This is a genomic window from Pseudomonas sp., assembly GCF_030690725.1.
Taxonomy (GTDB): Bacteria; Pseudomonadota; Gammaproteobacteria; order Pseudomonadales; family Pseudomonadaceae; genus Aquipseudomonas.
The window spans coordinates 62,098-76,973 of sequence record NZ_JAUYGD010000015.1 but is presented as its reverse complement, the minus strand read 5'-3'; the positions used below and the strand labels follow the sequence as shown (position 1 = coordinate 76,973).

Genomic DNA, 14,876 nt, shown 5'->3' with positions numbered 1-14,876 from the left:
CAATAGGGATGCTGGACGTTTTACCACCCTCAGCCTTCGCTGCGCACCCTTTTCACCGCATCCAGCCAACCGTCATACAGCTTGCTGCGATGGCTGTCGGCCATGCGCGGATCGAAGCGCTGCTGACGATGCCAATGCCGGGCGATGCTCGCCAAATCCTTATAAAGCCCGGCTTGCAGGCCGGCCAGATAGGCCACGCCAAGCGCCGTAGTTTCGGTGACTTCCGGACGCTCCACCGGCACCCCAAGGATGTCGGCGAGAAACTGCATAACCCAGTTGTTTTCCACCATGCCGCCATCCACCCGCAGCGCACTGGGCTCGGCCGCGCCGTCCTGGCGCATGGCTTCGAGTAGATCGCGGGTCTGGTAGCACACCGACTGCAGGCCGGCGGTAACGATTTCCTTGATCCCGGTATCGCGGGTCAAGCCGAAGATTGCGCCACGGGCTTTCGGGTCCCAGTACGGCGCCCCCAGGCCGGTAAAGGCCGGCACCAGGTACACGCCGCAGGCATCACCGGTCTGCTCGGCCATGGCCTCGGTATCACGGGCATGGCTGATCAGCTTGATGCCATCGCGCAGCCATTGCACCGCGGCACCAGCGACGAAAATACTGCCTTCCACCGCATAGGTGACCTGGCCATTCAGGCGATAACCGACCGTGGTGAGCAGGCGGTTTTTCGAGATCACCGGCACGCTGCCGGTGTTCTGGATCATAAAGCAGCCGGTGCCGTAGGTACTCTTGACCATACCCGGCTCAAAGCACGCCTGGCCGATCAGCGCCGCCTGCTGATCACCGGCCATTCCCAGTACCGGAATCGCCGCACCGAGCAGATTGGCTTCGGTAATGCCGAAATCAGCGGCGCAATCGAGTACTTCGGGCAGCAGGCTGGCGGGAATCTCGAACAGTTTGAGCAGCTCCTTATCCCACTGTTGGGTGTGGATGTTGAACAGCAGGGTACGCGAGGCGTTGCTGGCATCGGTTTTGTGCGATTTGCCGCCGGTCAGGCGCCACAGCAGGAACGAGTCCACGGTGCCAAAACGTAGCTCACCGCGCTCGGCACGCTCACGGGCGCCGGGCACTTTCTGCAGAATCCAGCGCAGTTTGGTCGCGGAAAAATACGGGTCAATCAGCAGACCGGTCTTGGCCGCCACCGCTGCCTCATGCCCGGCTTCTTTCAGCTCGGCGCAATAGTCAGCGGTGCGCCGGTCCTGCCAGACAATGGCCGGATGGATCGGCGTGCCAGTCTGCGCATCCCACACCAGGGTGGTTTCGCGCTGGTTGGTAATGCCGATAGCCGCCACATCACTGGCACTCAGGCCACTCTGCTTGAGCGCCTCACGGCAGACCTTGAGAGTGCTCAGCCACAGCTCTTCGCCGTCATGCTCAACCCAGCCGTCCTGTGGGAAATACTGTTTGAACTCCTGCTGTGCACGCGCCACGGGCAAGCCCTGGGCACTGAAGACAATCGCCCGGCTGCTGGTGGTGCCCTGGTCGATGGCAAGCAGGTAATGAGACATGCAAATTTCCTTGTTTTTATAAGTTGTAGAGCGGCTGCTAGCCGCGACCAATAGATGCAAACAAAGCCTGCGTCAGCTGCGCCAGCACCGCAGCATCCAGCTGCACTTCCAGCCCACGCCGCCCGGCGCTGACATAGATATTCGGAAAGTGCTGCGCCGACTCATCGATAAAGGTACGCAAACGCTTCTTCTGCCCCAAGGGACTGATGCCACCGAGCAGGTAACCGGTAGCGCGCTGCGCTGCAGCGGGGTCGGCCATATCGGCTTTCTTCACCCCGGCGGCATGCGCCAAGGCTTTCAGATCAAGCGTACCAGCGACCGGCACTACAGCGACCAGCAGCTCGCCCTTCTCGCTGGCCGCCAGCAGGGTCTTAAACACCTGGGCGGGCTCAAGATTGAGCTTTTCCGCCGCTTCCAGGCCATAGGAAGCCGCCTTGGGATCGTGGTGGTAACTGTGCACCTGATGCACAGCCTTGGCTTTTTTCAGCAGATCAATGGCAGGAGTCATGTTCGAATGTGAAAACAATCTGACAAAGTTGGCGTACCTTAGCCGCAAATTGGCTGCGGCGACAGCCTATAATGGCGCGCACTTCCGAGGAGTTTTCATGACCCTGCCGCCCCGCCAACACGACATTCTCGAACTCGCCCGCGAACGCGGCTATGTCAGCATCGACGAGTTGGCCCAGGCGTTTGCCGTCACCCCGCAGACCATCCGCCGCGACATCAACCAGCTCGCCGAACAGGGCCTACTGCGTCGCACCCACGGCGGCGCAGCCAGTGAAAGCTCGAGCACGCAGAACACCGCCTACAGCATGCGCGCCGGGCAGATGCGCGATGAAAAGCAGCGCATCGCCGCCGCGATTGCAGCGCAGATCCCCAACCACGCCTCGCTGTTTATCAACATCGGCACCACCACCGAAGCCATTGCCCGCGAACTACTCGGCCACAAGGGCCTGAAGATCATCACCAACAACCTGCACGTGGCCGCCCAGCTCAGCGCCAAGGCGGACTTCGAGGTGTTGCTGGCCGGTGGCACGGTGCGCAGCGACGGCGGTGTAGTGGGCCAGGCGGCGGTGGATTTTATTCAGCAGTTCAAGGTCGATTTCGCCCTGGTCGGCATCAGTGGTATCGATGAAGACGGCAGCCTGCTCGACTTCGATTACCAGGAAGTGCGGGTCTCCCAGGCGATCATCAGCAATGCGCGCCAGGTATTTCTCGCCGTCGACTCCAGCAAGTTCGGTCGCAATGCCGTCGTGCGCCTGGGCTCGGTGGCCCTGGTTGACCGGGTGTTCACCGATGCCGCGCCTTCCGCTGCAATCAATCGCCTGCTCGCCGAGCACAAGGTGCACCTCGACCTGGTGTAAGCCCCCTACCGCCTTAGCTTAAAAATCAACGACCACTGGGCGCGAAAGCGCATTTCGGGGTGGCGAAGCCGTGTTTATTCGACTAGCATATTTTCGAAAGTGAACATTAAAGGTTCAATACTGACTTTCGGTGCCGCCATGCCTACTCGCCCCGCCAGCAACACTCCACTCGCTGAAGTCTATGACCTTGCCGTGATCGGCGGCGGCATCAATGGTGTCGGGATTGCCGCCGATGCAGCCGGGCGCGGCCTGTCCGTGTTCCTTTGTGAAAAGGACGACCTGGCGCAACACACCTCGTCGGCCAGCAGCAAGCTGATCCACGGCGGCCTGCGCTACCTGGAGCACTACGAGTTCCGCCTGGTGCGTGAGGCACTGGCCGAGCGTGAAGTGCTGCTGAACAAGGCCCCGCATATCGTCAAACCCATGCGCTTTATCCTGCCGCACCGCCCGCACCTGCGCCCGGCGTGGATGATCCGCGCCGGGCTGTTTCTCTACGACCACCTGGGCAAGCGCGAGAAGCTGGCCGGTTCACGCAGCCTGCGTTTCGGCGCCGGCAGCCCGCTGCAGGCCGAGATCAGCCGCGGTTTCGAATATTCCGATTGCTGGGTCGATGACGCCCGCCTGGTGGTACTCAATGCCATGGCCGCCCGCGAGCAAGGCGCCCACGTGCACAGCCGCACCCGTTGCGTCAGCGCGCGGCGCAGCAAGGGCTTGTGGCATATCCATCTGGAGCGCAGCGACGGCAGCCTGTTCTCGATTCGCTCTCGCGCCCTGGTCAATGCCGCCGGCCCCTGGGTGGCGCGGTTTATTCGCGAGGATCTGAAACAGGAATCGCCCTACGGCATTCGCCTGATCCAGGGCAGCCATATCGTCGTGCCGCGCCTGTTCGATGGCGAGCAGGCCTACATTCTGCAAAACGAAGACCGCCGCATCGTGTTTGCCATCCCCTATCAGGAGCGCTTCACCCTGATCGGCACCACGGACCGCGAATACCAGGGTGACCCGGCCAAGGTGGCGATCAGCGACGAAGAAACCGACTACCTGCTGAAGGTGGTTAATGCGCACTTCAAGAAGCAGACTCAACGCAGCGACATCCTGCACACCTATGCCGGTGTGCGGCCGCTGTGTGACGACGAGTCGGACGATCCGTCGGCGGTCACCCGCGACTACACCCTGTCATTGTCTGGCCACCCTGGCGAAGCGCCGCTGCTCTCGGTGTTCGGCGGCAAGCTAACCACCTACCGCAAGCTCGCCGAATCGGCGCTGGCGCAACTGGCGCCGTTCTTTCCCAAGATGGGCCCAAGCTGGACCGCCAGCAGCCTGCTACCCGGCGCAGAGCAGCTGGACAGCCAGAGCGCTTTGGTGGAAGCGCTGTGCGCACGCTTTGGCTGGCTGCCCACCTCACTGGCACGGCGCTGGGCCAGCAGTTACGGCAGCCGCAGCTGGGTGATGCTCAAAGGCGTGAGCAACCTCAGCGATCTCGGCGAACACCTGGGTGGCGGCCTGTACACCCGTGAAGTCGACTATCTGTGCCAGGAAGAATGGGCCATGCAGGCTGACGACATTCTCTGGCGGCGCAGCAAGCTCGGCCTGTTCACCACCCCGGCGCAGCAAGCCAAGCTCGACAGCTACCTGCGCATCGAATCACCGCGCAGCCCGGAAGATGCTCACGCGGCGTGAGTGGTTGTTTCAGGGGCAAAGCATCTTCTTGCCCGCCCCGCAGTTTTCCGTGTCATGGACGGCTGCCGACTGCATTCGCACGGTAGCCTCGGACGTCAGGACAAACCCCTTGCGCTGGCCACAAATGGCCGCGTACTGATCCCATGATTGCCTGGAGTTCTCGCTGAAGCTGCCGCCGGATTGGCGCTGATTGAATTTCGAGGCAGTGCTGAGCAGGCTCTCGACCATCGGCACGATCAGTTTCACGCAGTACTGCACGCGTATTTTCAGCAGATTGGCATCTTGAATTGACACCGGGTTCTGTTGGGCCGAGCGGTACATCAGGTTGTCATTGGGGATGGCTTGAGCAGTTTGGCCGCTGCTTAGCAGCCCGGCATGGGGCGCTTGCCAGGCGCTGAAGCTGTTGAGCGCCGGACTGATGCGGGTGATCAGCACAAAGTTGTCGACTTCCTCGGCGGTTTTATCCATCCGCGCGGTTTCCGGAAACTGCGAAAACATCGGGTACATGCCGCGCAGCAGGCCACGGCGCATGCTTTCGTATTGCGCGTTATTCACCGCACCGAGGCGTGCCGCCTGGAAGGCCGCGTAGTTCAGCCCGCTTTTTGCCGAATAGATCAGCGTCGCTTGAAAGGCCCCGAAGATCAGCAGGATCAATACCGGGATGATGATCAAAAACTCAACCATCGCTTGCCCACGCCCTTGCCGGCTACTCGGTGCTGGCTGGGGCGTGCTCATCGAACACCTCGATCAGTTGCTCGGCGCGCTCCAGGGCCGTGCGGGCCCTGGGGTTTTTCCGGTCCAGATAGCGCCGCGCCTCCATGGCGGTCAGCGTCAGCTCCTGCGCTTGCAGCTGCATCAGGTTGTACCAGGCACCGGCGTGTTGCGGGTCACGTAGCAAGGCTTCGCGATAGGTGCGGATCGCCAGGCCATGATTGCCTTCGCGCGCCAGGCTATTGGCCAGGCGATAATGGGTGTCAGCATCGGTGGGCATTTGCGCCACCAGCTTGCCGTAATACTCGCTGGAACGTGGGTAGTTACCTTTGGCGTAGGCCTGTTGCGCCTGGCGCTCGAGGTCGAGCAGGTCGTTTGAGCTGCCGAGCCCGAGCCCGGCACAGCCCTGCAACACGACGCTCAGGGCGATGATGATTAAGCCACGCATTGGATCTGGTCCCCCGCTGTAATATTCAGCCGCAGGCATTCGCCGGCGGCCATTTCGATAACGCTGTTGGCCGGCCAGCACAGGCTCAGTTGCCAGGGCCGCAGCTGTGTGCGGACCTGCAGCACCCGTTGTTGCTTATCCAGGTAGATCACATCAATGGCATAACGCATAAACCAGCAATGCACGGAATTACACGGCCGCAGCCATAAGCCGTGGCCGGCCGGCAGGGTTTTGTAGCCGAGCAAACCGCGCAGCCGCGCCCAGGGTGTGTGGGCGAGTTGCAGCTGCAAGCGACTCGCTGGGCGATGGCCATGCGCATGCGCATGCAGGACGAGGGCTTCAGGCATCAGGTTTGCCCCATAAACTTGACCACAATCGGGAACAGCAAGATCACGAAGGTCAGCGGGAAGATAAACATGATCAACGGGATGATCAGCTTCACGGGAGCCTGCATGGCAGTTTTCTCGGCCCGCTGGAAACGCTCTTCCAGGCGCTGCTGAGCCTGAATCTGCAGGGTATTGCGCAGGCTGCTGCCCATCTTCTCGGCCTGCACCACCGAGCGCACGAAGGTGGTGACATCCTTCAGGTTGATGCGTTGCTCCATGCGCGCCAGCGCCTCGGCGCGTGGCAGGCCAGAGCGGATGTCGCGCAGCACGATGCGAAATTCGTTTTTCATCGCGCCATCCGGGCCTTTGTCCACGGCCTGCTGCAAGGCGCCGAGGAAGTTCAGGCCGGCGTCGACGCACATGGACAGGTATTCGAGAAACACCGGCAGGTTACGCACGATGTCGCGGTCACGGCGTTTATGCGTGTCGCTGATCCACATCACGGGCAAGGCGGCACCCATCAGCAGCATCAGCAGCAGCACCGACCAGAGGATGCCGCTCTTGCCGCTGGCCATCGGCAGGATCGCCAGTGCAGGAAAGAGCAGCGCCATGGTGATGCACAGGGCGAGAAAGTCTTCAGCCGTGAGCACATAAAGCGCCCCGGTGCGCTGCATGCGTACGTCCAGCCAGTCCATGAATTTGGGCGGCAGGTTGCTGCAGGCAAAATGGCTGACCAGGCGCACCAACGGCCAGATCGGACGAATCCAGCTGGGCACCGGGTCCATGTAGGTGCGGTTTTCTGCGGGCAACAGGGTAAACAGCGACAACACCGCGAGCAGGATGCAGGTGACGGTTACCCCCAGGCTGGCGCTGCTGAACAGGACAAGAAGTTCGCTCATGATCAGGCGTCAATCCGGGTGATTTTTTTGATAAACATAAAGCCCAGCACTTCCATCACCACCATCACCGCCAGCACCATCAGACCGTTGCGGGTGGTGTAGAGCTGGCGCATGGCTTCCGGCTCAATAAAGCTGAGGATGATGGCCAGCATGATCGGCAGCATGGCCATAAATGTGCCCTGGGCGCGGCCCTGGGCGGTGAGGCTGTCGATCTTGCCCTCCATGACTTTCTTGCGCCGCAGCATGGCGGCCATGCCGTTGATGGTTTCCACCAGGTTGCCGCCCACCTCACGGCTGATGCGAATGGCCGAGCTGGCCATGATGAATGAGGGCAACGGCAGGCGTTTTTCCAGCTTGATCAGCGCCTCTTCCAGGGTGACGCCGAGGCGGATGTTCTTGATCAACAGGCCAAACTCCTGGTTCAGCGGGGCCGGCGATTGGTGCACCACATTCTCCAGCGCCATGTTCAGGCTGGCACCGGATTGCAGGCTGCTGGACAGCAGCATAAAGGCATCGGGCAGCTGCTCTTCGAACTTCTTCAGCCGTGCCTTGCGCAGGTGATTGAACATCAGGTGCGGGGTGAACAGGGTCACCACAATGCCTGCTGCCGTGACCACCGGCAGTTGGAACAACAGCTCAAGTAGCACCGGCACCAGCAACAGCAGCACCAAGGTGAGGATGAGCACTTGCCGGCCGCTGGTGAAAATGAACATGTCGGCCATTTCCAGCTCGGCGCGACGGGAAAACTGCCGGCGGTAATGGTCCAGGTTATCGGCCACCCGCCGGCTGATCAGCAAGGCCAGCGCGCAGACCGAGACGGCCAGCAACAGCGCGCACAGCACCAGCCACACGGCGGCCACTTAGAGGCGCTCCGGGGTATGAAAGATGTCCATGTTTACACCAATGCCGCGTTTGCTTAGCGCCTCATAGAACTCGGGGATCTGCCCGGTGGCGCGGTAATGCCCTTTGACCCGGCCGTGCTCGTCGAAGCCCTGCTGCTGGTAGGCAAAGATCTCGTTGAGCAGAATCGTGCTCTGCTCCATGCCGGTGACTTCGGTGATGCTGGTGATACGCCGCGAGCCGTCGCCAAAGCGCGTCTGCTGCACGATCAGCTGCACCGCCGAGGAGATCTGCTCGCGAATGGCCTGTACGGGTAAATCCATGCCGGCCATCAGCACCATCACTTCCAGACGGCGCAGCATGTCGCGCGGCGAGTTGGCGTGGCCGGTGGTCAGCGAACCATCGTGGCCTGTGTTCATTGCCTGCAGCATGTCCAGGGCTTCACCGCCGCGACACTCGCCGACCACGATGCGGTCGGGGCGCATGCGCAGGCAGTTACGCACCAGGTCACGAATGGTCACCTGGCCCTTGCCTTCCATGTTGGCCGGGCGTGCTTCCAGGACGACCACATGAGGTTGCACCAGCCTCAACTCGGCGGCGTCTTCGATGGTCACCACACGTTCATCCAGCGGGATGAAGTTGGAGAGAATGTTCAGCAGCGTGGTTTTACCCGAGCCCGTACCGCCGGACACCACGATGTTCATCCGTTGTTCCACGGCGATACGCAGGAACTCGACCATGGGTTCATTGATCGAACCGTAACGCAGCAGGTCGTCAGTGGTGAGCTTCTTCTCCGAGAATTTGCGGATGGTCAGGCACGGTCCACGCAGCGCCAGCGGTGGGATGATGGCGTTGACCCGCGAGCCATCCTTGAGGCGGGCATCGACCATCGGCGAGCTTTCATCGATGCGCCGGCCCAGCGGCGAGATAATCCGCTCAATAGTGGACAGCACGGCCGAGTCGGAGCTGAAGCTGATACCGGTGCGCTCCAGGCGGCCCGAGCGCTCCACGTAGATATCGTCGTAACGGTTGACCATGATTTCCGAGACGCTAGGGTCGGCCAACAAGTCCTCCAGCGGGCCAAGGCCCACGGCTTCGTTGATCACGATCTTGTGCAGAATCTCGCGGCTGAGATTGACCGGCAGGCGATGGGCGATCTGCTCGGTAATGCCGTTGATCAACTCGGACAGACTGTTGCGCACTTCCAGCGGGCCCATGCTGTCGAGGTTCATCCGCCGTAGGTCCATGGCGCGGAACAGCTCCGCCTGCACGTACTGCGACCACCCCATGTAGGGTGCGTTGTCCTCACCGCTACTGATCGCGGCATCCGGTGGCAGCGGCGTGTCGGCCTCGGTTTCGATTTGCCCAACGGCCCGCACCTGCAGGTTATAGGCGCCGATGCCGATCAGGTCTTCCGGGCTTAGCGGGCCGAAGCGTTCCACCGGTTTGCCATTGACCAGCAGCTCGTTGCCACGGCTGATATTTTCCACAAATAAACCGCCCAGCGACTGCTCGATGCGCGCGTGGCTGGGGGCCACCTTCCAGCCGCGCAGGCGTACCAGCCCGGTGCGCGCCTTGCCTATATCGCATTGCGCCGAGGTGCAGGTGAGCGTGTCGAGCGGCTCGCCGCCTTTGTAGGTGACCACAACTTCAAACATGCTCAGCCCTCAATCGATCAGTTCGAGATTGCCAACGGTTTTGGCGTACTTCTCGATCATCTGCTTCTCACGGGCGAGCTCTTTGACGTTCGGCGAGTCGGCGCCTTCGGTGAGCAGGCGCGGAGTGATGAAGATCACCAGCTCGGTACGATTGCCTTTGAAACTTTTGTTGCGAAACAGGGCGCCGAGGTAAGGGATGTTCATCAGCCACTTGATGCCTTCAATGGTTGACTGGCTGTCCTCGGTCACCAGGCCGGACAGCACCAGGGTCTCGCCGACCTTGAGCTGTACTTCGTTCTCGGTGCGGCGGGTCTTGAAGGCCGGGTATTCGCCGACCTGGTTGGCTTTGTCCAGCTGGCTGATTTCCGCCTTGACGTGGGTGGCGATGGTTTCGCCGCCGTACAGTTGCGGCTCGATATTGAGCAGGATGCCGAAGTCCTTGTACTCCACCGAGGGGCCGTTGATGCTGCTGGTCACCACCGGCACTTGGCCGCCAACGGTCAGTTCCGCCTTGCCGCCACTGCGGGCGCTGAGCCGCGGCGAGGCCAGTGTCAGGGCCGAACCGTTTTTCTCCAGCAGGTTGATCCGTGAGGTGATCTCGCTGGCCACCCCCCAATAGGCATGGGAACCGACATTGCCGACCGCGTCATTGAGGTCGTCAAAGGTGCCGGAGGCACTGGGGAACTGGCCGCGGTAGAGGTTGTTGGTGCCACCGTCGGCGTTGAAGGCGAACGTGGGGCCATTGATGCTGGTACTCCAGTTGACGCCCAGCTCTTCCACATCGTCCTTGGCGAACTCGGTGATGCGCACGTCGAAGTAGATCATCGGCGCGAGGAACTCGGACATTGGTTGAGCGAGTACCAGCACGTCCGGGTAGCGTGTCTTGAGCAGCTCGATTCGGGCGATATCAATGGTGTGCAAGTCGCCGTCGATGACAATCTGCCGGCCTACGGCTTTGATCTTGATGCCGGGAATCTGCCCGAGCATGGCCTGAACCTCTTGCAGCACCTGGGCCGAGTCGGCTTTGGTGGCGGCGCCGGTCTGCTCTTCGGCCAGCACCAGCACGTTTTCATAGAACTTGGCGGCTTCCTTGACGCGCGCCAGATACTCACTACTCAGGCGACCATCGAGCACCACCTGGCGACCCACGGTGCGAATGCGCAGCCCCGGGATATCCGACAACAAGGCGCGCAACTCGCCGATCTGGCGGTAACCATTGGCCTTGGCGACGACCACGCTGACCTGCTTGCGCTGGTTGCCTTCAAACCACAACTGCACCGTGGTTTCCCCCGGTGTTTCTGCGGTGATCACCACCTCTTCGTTCTTCAGCATGGTGGCGCTGATGATCGCCACATTGCCGACGGCCACACGTTCCACGCCGGGTGCCAGCAGCACATGGACATCGCCGTCGTACAGCACCATCGCTGCGGGAATCTCGTCGGCCTGAACCTGCAGGGCCATCGCGGCACCGCACACTATCGATAACACTCGTAGCCTTTTCATTGTCGCCCCAGCGTGTGCAATTGAGTGAGCCGGCGCGGACACAGCCCGCGCGCAGTGGTGAGGGTTATTCAAGGCGCAGGGTCTGCACCGGAATAACCCCAGCGGTGCCTGTGCCGCCAGGGATGAACTGGATCATGCGGGTAGGTTCCAGGCGCTTGTTGCGCGCTTTACCCGACTGCTCGCCGGGCAGGTTGGCGGCCGATTCAGCGGCCACCGTCAGGCCGCTGGCCAGTACGTTACCGTTGCCATCGACGAGCTTGCCGTTGAGCAGTTTTCCGGTGGCCTTGCCGTCAGCGCCGTAAAGGGTGTCGCCGCGCAAAGTGCCGATAACGTTGCCCTCGGCATCGCGTACCACGACCTTGGCGTCGCCCTGGACCGCCACCTGGGCACCGGCCAGCACCTGCCCCGCCAGATCGCGGACTTCGCCATTCTTGACGCTGCCGACCTTGCGGCCCTGAGCATCGATAATCTCGTCACCCACCAGGGTGCCGAGCACCTTGCCGCTGGCATCGCGGGCCACCCGCACGTTGCCCTCAACGGGACGACCATTGCTGTCGAGCTGAATGTTTTCGACCTGACCGATTGCCTGGCCATCGCGGCCGATTACCTGGCCGTCCTTGACGACGCCGAGCACGTCGCCGTCGGCACCGATCAATTGACCGTCGACCACGCGGCCGATGATCTTGCCGTCGGCATCGCGCGCCACTTGCCCCATCTCGCCGATGATCTTGCCTTGGGCGTCTTGCACCACGGTGCTGATGCTGCCGAGCGGCTGACCGTTAAGGTCGTAGGCCTTACCGTCGCGTTGGTGACCGATCACATTACCTTCGGCATCGACGATCTTGTCGCCATCCACCCTGCCGAGAATATTGCCAGCTGCATCACGCACGACCTGGCGTTCCTGGTTTTGTGGTGCCGCGTGGTCCTGCACTCGCGAGCGGCTCATGTCGACTACGCGGCCCTGGCTGTCGAGCACAGCATTGGTTTGCACCCTGCCCAGCGGCTTGCCATCAACGCCAACGGCTTTGCCATCGACGACGGTGCCGATGGCGTTGCCGTGGGCATCGATGACCTTGCCATCGATCACGCGGCCGATCACGTTGCCCTGCTCATCGCGCACCACCGTGGCACGTTCATGCATACGCAGCAGCGGGTCGTCGGCACTGAGACCACGCACAATATTGCCGATCACGTTGCCGTCAAAGCCAACGGCCTGGCCATCGACGATCTTGCCGAGGATGCGCCCATCGACGCCAACAATGTTGTCACCCACAATGCGGCCGATCAGGTTGCCGTCGGCATCCACCACCACGTCGATCAGCTCCTGTGGCGGTGGGTCCAGCAGGTTGGCCACGGTGACCTGGCCCAGTGCGGCCATGCTGGTGTCTTTCGGGTGGCGCAGAACCGCGACCATTTCCCCGGCCTTTTCCGCCAGCTCAACCCGGGCCACCTGCGCCGGCGTAAGCATCAGCGACAGCGTGGAAAAGTTCATATTGAAGCCGTCGGGCGTGCTCTGGTCGTAGTAGTTCTCGTATTTGTGGCCGCTGGCATCTTCGCGACCGGCAGCCAGCACGATGATGTCTTCGAGGATGTTGATCACCACATCGTCGGCATAGTTGGGCTGCTTTTGCAGGCCGATATCGCCGGCGGCAAAACTGCCCAGCAGATCGATGTGGTCGCCGGGGCGCAGCATGCCGTCAAAGGAATTGATCTTGCTGATCTTGACCGTCTTGATCCGCTTGCCCAGCTCGACGTTCTCCGAGAAGCGCGAGACGCGCTCCTGCTCCACGGCATCCCAGCTGATGGGCCGGCCGCGCTGCAGCGGCGCAACCGTCATGCGGCCTTCAAGCTTGGGCCAGTCCTCGGCCAGGACGACATTGGAGGCCAGGTAGTCACTGGGCACATCCAGGGTGGCGACGAGTTCCGGGGTCAGGGCCTGGGCCTTACCGATATCGGCCCGGGGCACGACCACCGTGACTTTCTGCTCAACCGGCGGACGATAGGCGTCGCGGTACTGGGCTTCCTTGGATTTCAGGTACAGCCAGCCCATGGCCCCTGCGAGCACGCCACACGCCACCGCGATGATCAGCAGTTTCTTTCCTGATACAGATGACATGGTGCTCCCCAGTGCAAAAAGTGCTGTCCGCGCAGGTGCGCAATGGTTGATCTATTTCTCTTATGGTTTTCTACGCTTTACAGCTGTTCTGGCGTGTCTGGCTTGGATGGCGCGTGCCCATCAGTTGCGCCGCAGCGACCACTGCGTTGCGCTATTCGGAACCTTGGTTTGCAGCACGGAGAAGCGTGCCTTGCAGGCATCCGCCGTACTGTCTACGTAACTGAGTTGAGCCTCGGGGGCGTTGAACTGGCCATACACACTGCTGCCAATGGCCACGCTTGCGCCTTCTGCCGGCAAGGGGCTGACCTGCTCGGCGGCCCAGCCATAGCTGCGCACGATGCACAGTGAATGTTTGCTCCAGGCGGCCTCGGTCTCCGGGGCGAGATACAGACTGACCAGCTCGCCGGTTATTTTGCGGGGGCTGGTGAATGTGCCACTGCTGCTGATCAGCGCATCGCTCTTGGCATACACCAGGCCCGCCGCTTCATAAGCGGCGACGAAGGTTTTGCCATCAGGGGCGTACATCAGCACGTCACGGGTGGCGATGGGCGTCAGCCCTTGGGGTTGTTTGACCAGCGCCTTGCCGGTGACGGCGTTGTAGTACTTGTTACGTTCCAGATAGGCAAAACCCAGCACCTCACCGTTGGCGTTGGCCAGGGCTTGCAGCACCAGGGGCTTGCCAGTGCTGTCGACGAAGACCTGGCTAATGCTGAAGCCGGGATAGAGAACCTGGCCATTGGCATCAAGCAGAATGCTGTTGCCCGATGCATCGAGGGCGTACGTGCCGATCACATCGCCATTGGCCGCAACCAGTTGGTCATTGACTACGCGTCCGACGTACATGCCATTAGCGTCATATACCTCGTTGAGTACCGCGAGCGCGTCGCTGGCGGGCTGTTCCGTATCGCTCGGTGGCGGTGATTCAGGTTGGCCGTCATCGAAGTCGTCATCCGGGCTGGGGTCGAGGAAGCGCACGGCTTCGTTGTTGTACAGCTGAACCTTGTTCATCTCGCTGGAGTAGGTTTTGTAGCTGCTGCGCACGTTATCGAACAGGCGCTCGACATCATTGCCCGCCAGCATCAGTGCCGCGCCGGTGACGCCGAGCACCACCAGGTACTCGGTCATGGACTGTCCGCGCTGGGCCTTCATCAGCGATCCATCCGGTTGACCAGGATCTGGGTCTTGTCCTGATGGCGTAACAGGCCGACCGTCATCAGCTCACGCTTGCGGCTATAGCTGAGCACCACGCCGTTGGCCTGCTGGCTGCGCTGCTCCAGGCTCCAGCCTTGCTGCTTGAGCTCGGTTTCGTACCAACGGGCCGTGGTGTGCATGTCCTCTGCGTTGAGCAGCAACACCATGCGGCCTTGGCGAATATCGTCGTCGCTGCGCATGTCACTGATCACCTGGGCACCTGGCGGCACCGGCATCCCGTCCCCCAGCACTTGAGCCACGACAGCTTTGCCCGGTGGGTTGGTGATAAGCAGCTGGCCGTAGCTGTAGCGGTCGTTCTGGCGCTTTACCTGGATCAGCATCATGCAGTGTTGATTGATGTGCAGGATCTGCTCCCAGCCGTTGAACGCCGAGAAATCGACCCCGTCGGCCCAGGCCTTGGTGTAAAAGTCTTTGACGGTCGCCAGGTTGGCCGGCACACGAAAACTGCGCCCGGCCATGGGCGTCTGGTTCCACTGAATATTGCTGCCGATGCTGGCGAGCAACATGTCCGGCATCAGCGGGAAATCGTCGTAGTCACAGTCGGCCCGCGCCGAATTGGCGGCCAGTAACGAGGTGAGGAAGAGCAGCGGGATTATTTTCAT

At 61.6% G+C, this 14,876-nt stretch carries 14 protein-coding genes; 2 read left to right on the top strand and 12 right to left on the bottom strand.

Features of this window, described 5'->3' with window-relative positions; all coding sequences use genetic code 11:
• Nucleotides 1–29: 29 nt before the first annotated feature.
• Nucleotides 30–1,517, bottom strand: coding sequence for a glycerol kinase GlpK (gene glpK, locus Q8O69_RS03755; RefSeq protein ID WP_305589675.1), 1,488 nt, complete (start codon nt 1,515–1,517; stop codon nt 30–32).
• A gap of 37 nt (nt 1,518–1,554) precedes the next feature.
• On the bottom strand, nt 1,555–2,025 hold the full coding sequence (gene ybaK, locus Q8O69_RS03750) for a Cys-tRNA(Pro) deacylase (RefSeq protein ID WP_305589673.1): 471 nt from the start codon (nt 2,023–2,025) through the stop codon (nt 1,555–1,557).
• Nucleotides 2,026–2,122: 97 nt separating this feature from the next.
• On the opposite strand from ybaK, the gene Q8O69_RS03745 reads away from it, so the two are divergent.
• Nucleotides 2,123–2,881: a DeoR family transcriptional regulator gene (locus Q8O69_RS03745; protein ID WP_275961258.1), complete on the top strand. Its 759-nt coding sequence runs from the start codon at nt 2,123–2,125 to the stop codon at nt 2,879–2,881.
• 138 nt (nt 2,882–3,019) lie between these two features.
• Nucleotides 3,020–4,561, top strand: a complete 1,542-nt coding sequence (gene glpD / locus Q8O69_RS03740) for a glycerol-3-phosphate dehydrogenase (protein ID WP_305589670.1) — start codon at nt 3,020–3,022, stop codon at nt 4,559–4,561.
• Between the two features lie 9 nt (nt 4,562–4,570).
• Here glpD and Q8O69_RS03735 read toward each other — a convergent pair whose 3' ends face one another.
• The 10 genes from Q8O69_RS03735 to Q8O69_RS03690 form a co-directional block, all read right to left on the bottom strand.
• Complete coding sequence (locus Q8O69_RS03735; protein ID WP_305589702.1) at nt 4,571–5,245, bottom strand: TadE/TadG family type IV pilus assembly protein; 675 nt, start codon at nt 5,243–5,245, stop codon at nt 4,571–4,573.
• A 22-nt stretch (nt 5,246–5,267) separates the two neighbouring features.
• Complete coding sequence (locus tag Q8O69_RS03730) at nt 5,268–5,720, bottom strand: tetratricopeptide repeat protein (RefSeq protein ID WP_305589668.1); 453 nt, start codon at nt 5,718–5,720, stop codon at nt 5,268–5,270.
• On the bottom strand, nt 5,708–6,067 hold the full coding sequence (locus Q8O69_RS03725; RefSeq protein ID WP_305589666.1) for a DUF192 domain-containing protein: 360 nt from the start codon (nt 6,065–6,067) through the stop codon (nt 5,708–5,710). The genes Q8O69_RS03730 and Q8O69_RS03725 overlap by 13 nt, the downstream gene beginning before the upstream one ends.
• Nucleotides 6,067–6,945 (bottom strand): type II secretion system F family protein, encoded by an 879-nt coding sequence (locus Q8O69_RS03720; RefSeq protein WP_305589664.1) that lies wholly within the window; start codon nt 6,943–6,945, stop codon nt 6,067–6,069. The genes Q8O69_RS03725 and Q8O69_RS03720 overlap by 1 nt, the downstream gene beginning before the upstream one ends.
• A gap of 2 nt (nt 6,946–6,947) precedes the next feature.
• Nucleotides 6,948–7,805 carry a type II secretion system F family protein gene (locus tag Q8O69_RS03715; protein ID WP_305589662.1) on the bottom strand — a complete coding sequence of 286 codons (858 nt, stop codon included), beginning with the start codon at nt 7,803–7,805 and terminating at the stop codon, nt 6,948–6,950.
• Nucleotides 7,806–9,443 (bottom strand): ATPase, T2SS/T4P/T4SS family, encoded by a 1,638-nt coding sequence (locus tag Q8O69_RS03710; RefSeq protein WP_305589660.1) that lies wholly within the window; start codon nt 9,441–9,443, stop codon nt 7,806–7,808.
• A 9-nt stretch (nt 9,444–9,452) separates the two neighbouring features.
• Nucleotides 9,453–10,904 carry a type II and III secretion system protein family protein gene (locus Q8O69_RS03705; RefSeq protein WP_305589658.1) on the bottom strand — a complete coding sequence of 484 codons (1,452 nt, stop codon included), beginning with the start codon at nt 10,902–10,904 and terminating at the stop codon, nt 9,453–9,455.
• A 106-nt stretch (nt 10,905–11,010) separates the two neighbouring features.
• Nucleotides 11,011–13,062, bottom strand: a complete 2,052-nt coding sequence (gene cpaB, locus Q8O69_RS03700) for a Flp pilus assembly protein CpaB (protein ID WP_305589656.1) — start codon at nt 13,060–13,062, stop codon at nt 11,011–11,013.
• Between the two features lie 120 nt (nt 13,063–13,182).
• Nucleotides 13,183–14,211, bottom strand: a complete 1,029-nt coding sequence (locus Q8O69_RS03695; protein ID WP_305589654.1) for a hypothetical protein — start codon at nt 14,209–14,211, stop codon at nt 13,183–13,185.
• A complete protein-coding gene (locus Q8O69_RS03690) occupies nt 14,211–14,876 on the bottom strand; it encodes a hypothetical protein (protein WP_305589652.1) in 666 nt (221 codons plus the stop codon). Before Q8O69_RS03690 ends, Q8O69_RS03695 begins: the two co-directional genes overlap by 1 nt.

What these genes read in the sequence shown, in the direction of transcription:
- glpK (WP_305589675.1), bottom strand. Translation starts at nt 1,517, where the DNA reads ATGTCTCATTACCTGCTTGCCATCGACCAGGGCACCACCAGCAGCCGG.
- ybaK (WP_305589673.1), bottom strand. Translation starts at nt 2,025, where the DNA reads ATGACTCCTGCCATTGATCTGCTGAAAAAAGCCAAGGCTGTGCATCAG.
- Q8O69_RS03745 (WP_275961258.1), top strand. Translation starts at nt 2,123, where the DNA reads ATGACCCTGCCGCCCCGCCAACACGACATTCTCGAACTCGCCCGCGAA.
- glpD (WP_305589670.1), top strand. Translation starts at nt 3,020, where the DNA reads ATGCCTACTCGCCCCGCCAGCAACACTCCACTCGCTGAAGTCTATGAC.
- Q8O69_RS03735 (WP_305589702.1), bottom strand. Translation starts at nt 5,245, where the DNA reads ATGGTTGAGTTTTTGATCATCATCCCGGTATTGATCCTGCTGATCTTC.
- Q8O69_RS03730 (WP_305589668.1), bottom strand. Translation starts at nt 5,720, where the DNA reads ATGCGTGGCTTAATCATCATCGCCCTGAGCGTCGTGTTGCAGGGCTGT.
- Q8O69_RS03725 (WP_305589666.1), bottom strand. Translation starts at nt 6,067, where the DNA reads ATGCCTGAAGCCCTCGTCCTGCATGCGCATGCGCATGGCCATCGCCCA.
- Q8O69_RS03720 (WP_305589664.1), bottom strand. Translation starts at nt 6,945, where the DNA reads ATGAGCGAACTTCTTGTCCTGTTCAGCAGCGCCAGCCTGGGGGTAACC.
- Q8O69_RS03710 (WP_305589660.1), bottom strand. Translation starts at nt 9,443, where the DNA reads ATGTTTGAAGTTGTGGTCACCTACAAAGGCGGCGAGCCGCTCGACACG.
- Q8O69_RS03705 (WP_305589658.1), bottom strand. Translation starts at nt 10,904, where the DNA reads ATGGCCCTGCAGGTTCAGGCCGACGAGATTCCCGCAGCGATGGTGCTG.
- cpaB (WP_305589656.1), bottom strand. Translation starts at nt 13,062, where the DNA reads ATGTCATCTGTATCAGGAAAGAAACTGCTGATCATCGCGGTGGCGTGT.
- Q8O69_RS03695 (WP_305589654.1), bottom strand. Translation starts at nt 14,211, where the DNA reads ATGAAGGCCCAGCGCGGACAGTCCATGACCGAGTACCTGGTGGTGCTC.
- Q8O69_RS03690 (WP_305589652.1), bottom strand. Translation starts at nt 14,876, where the DNA reads ATGAAAATAATCCCGCTGCTCTTCCTCACCTCGTTACTGGCCGCCAAT.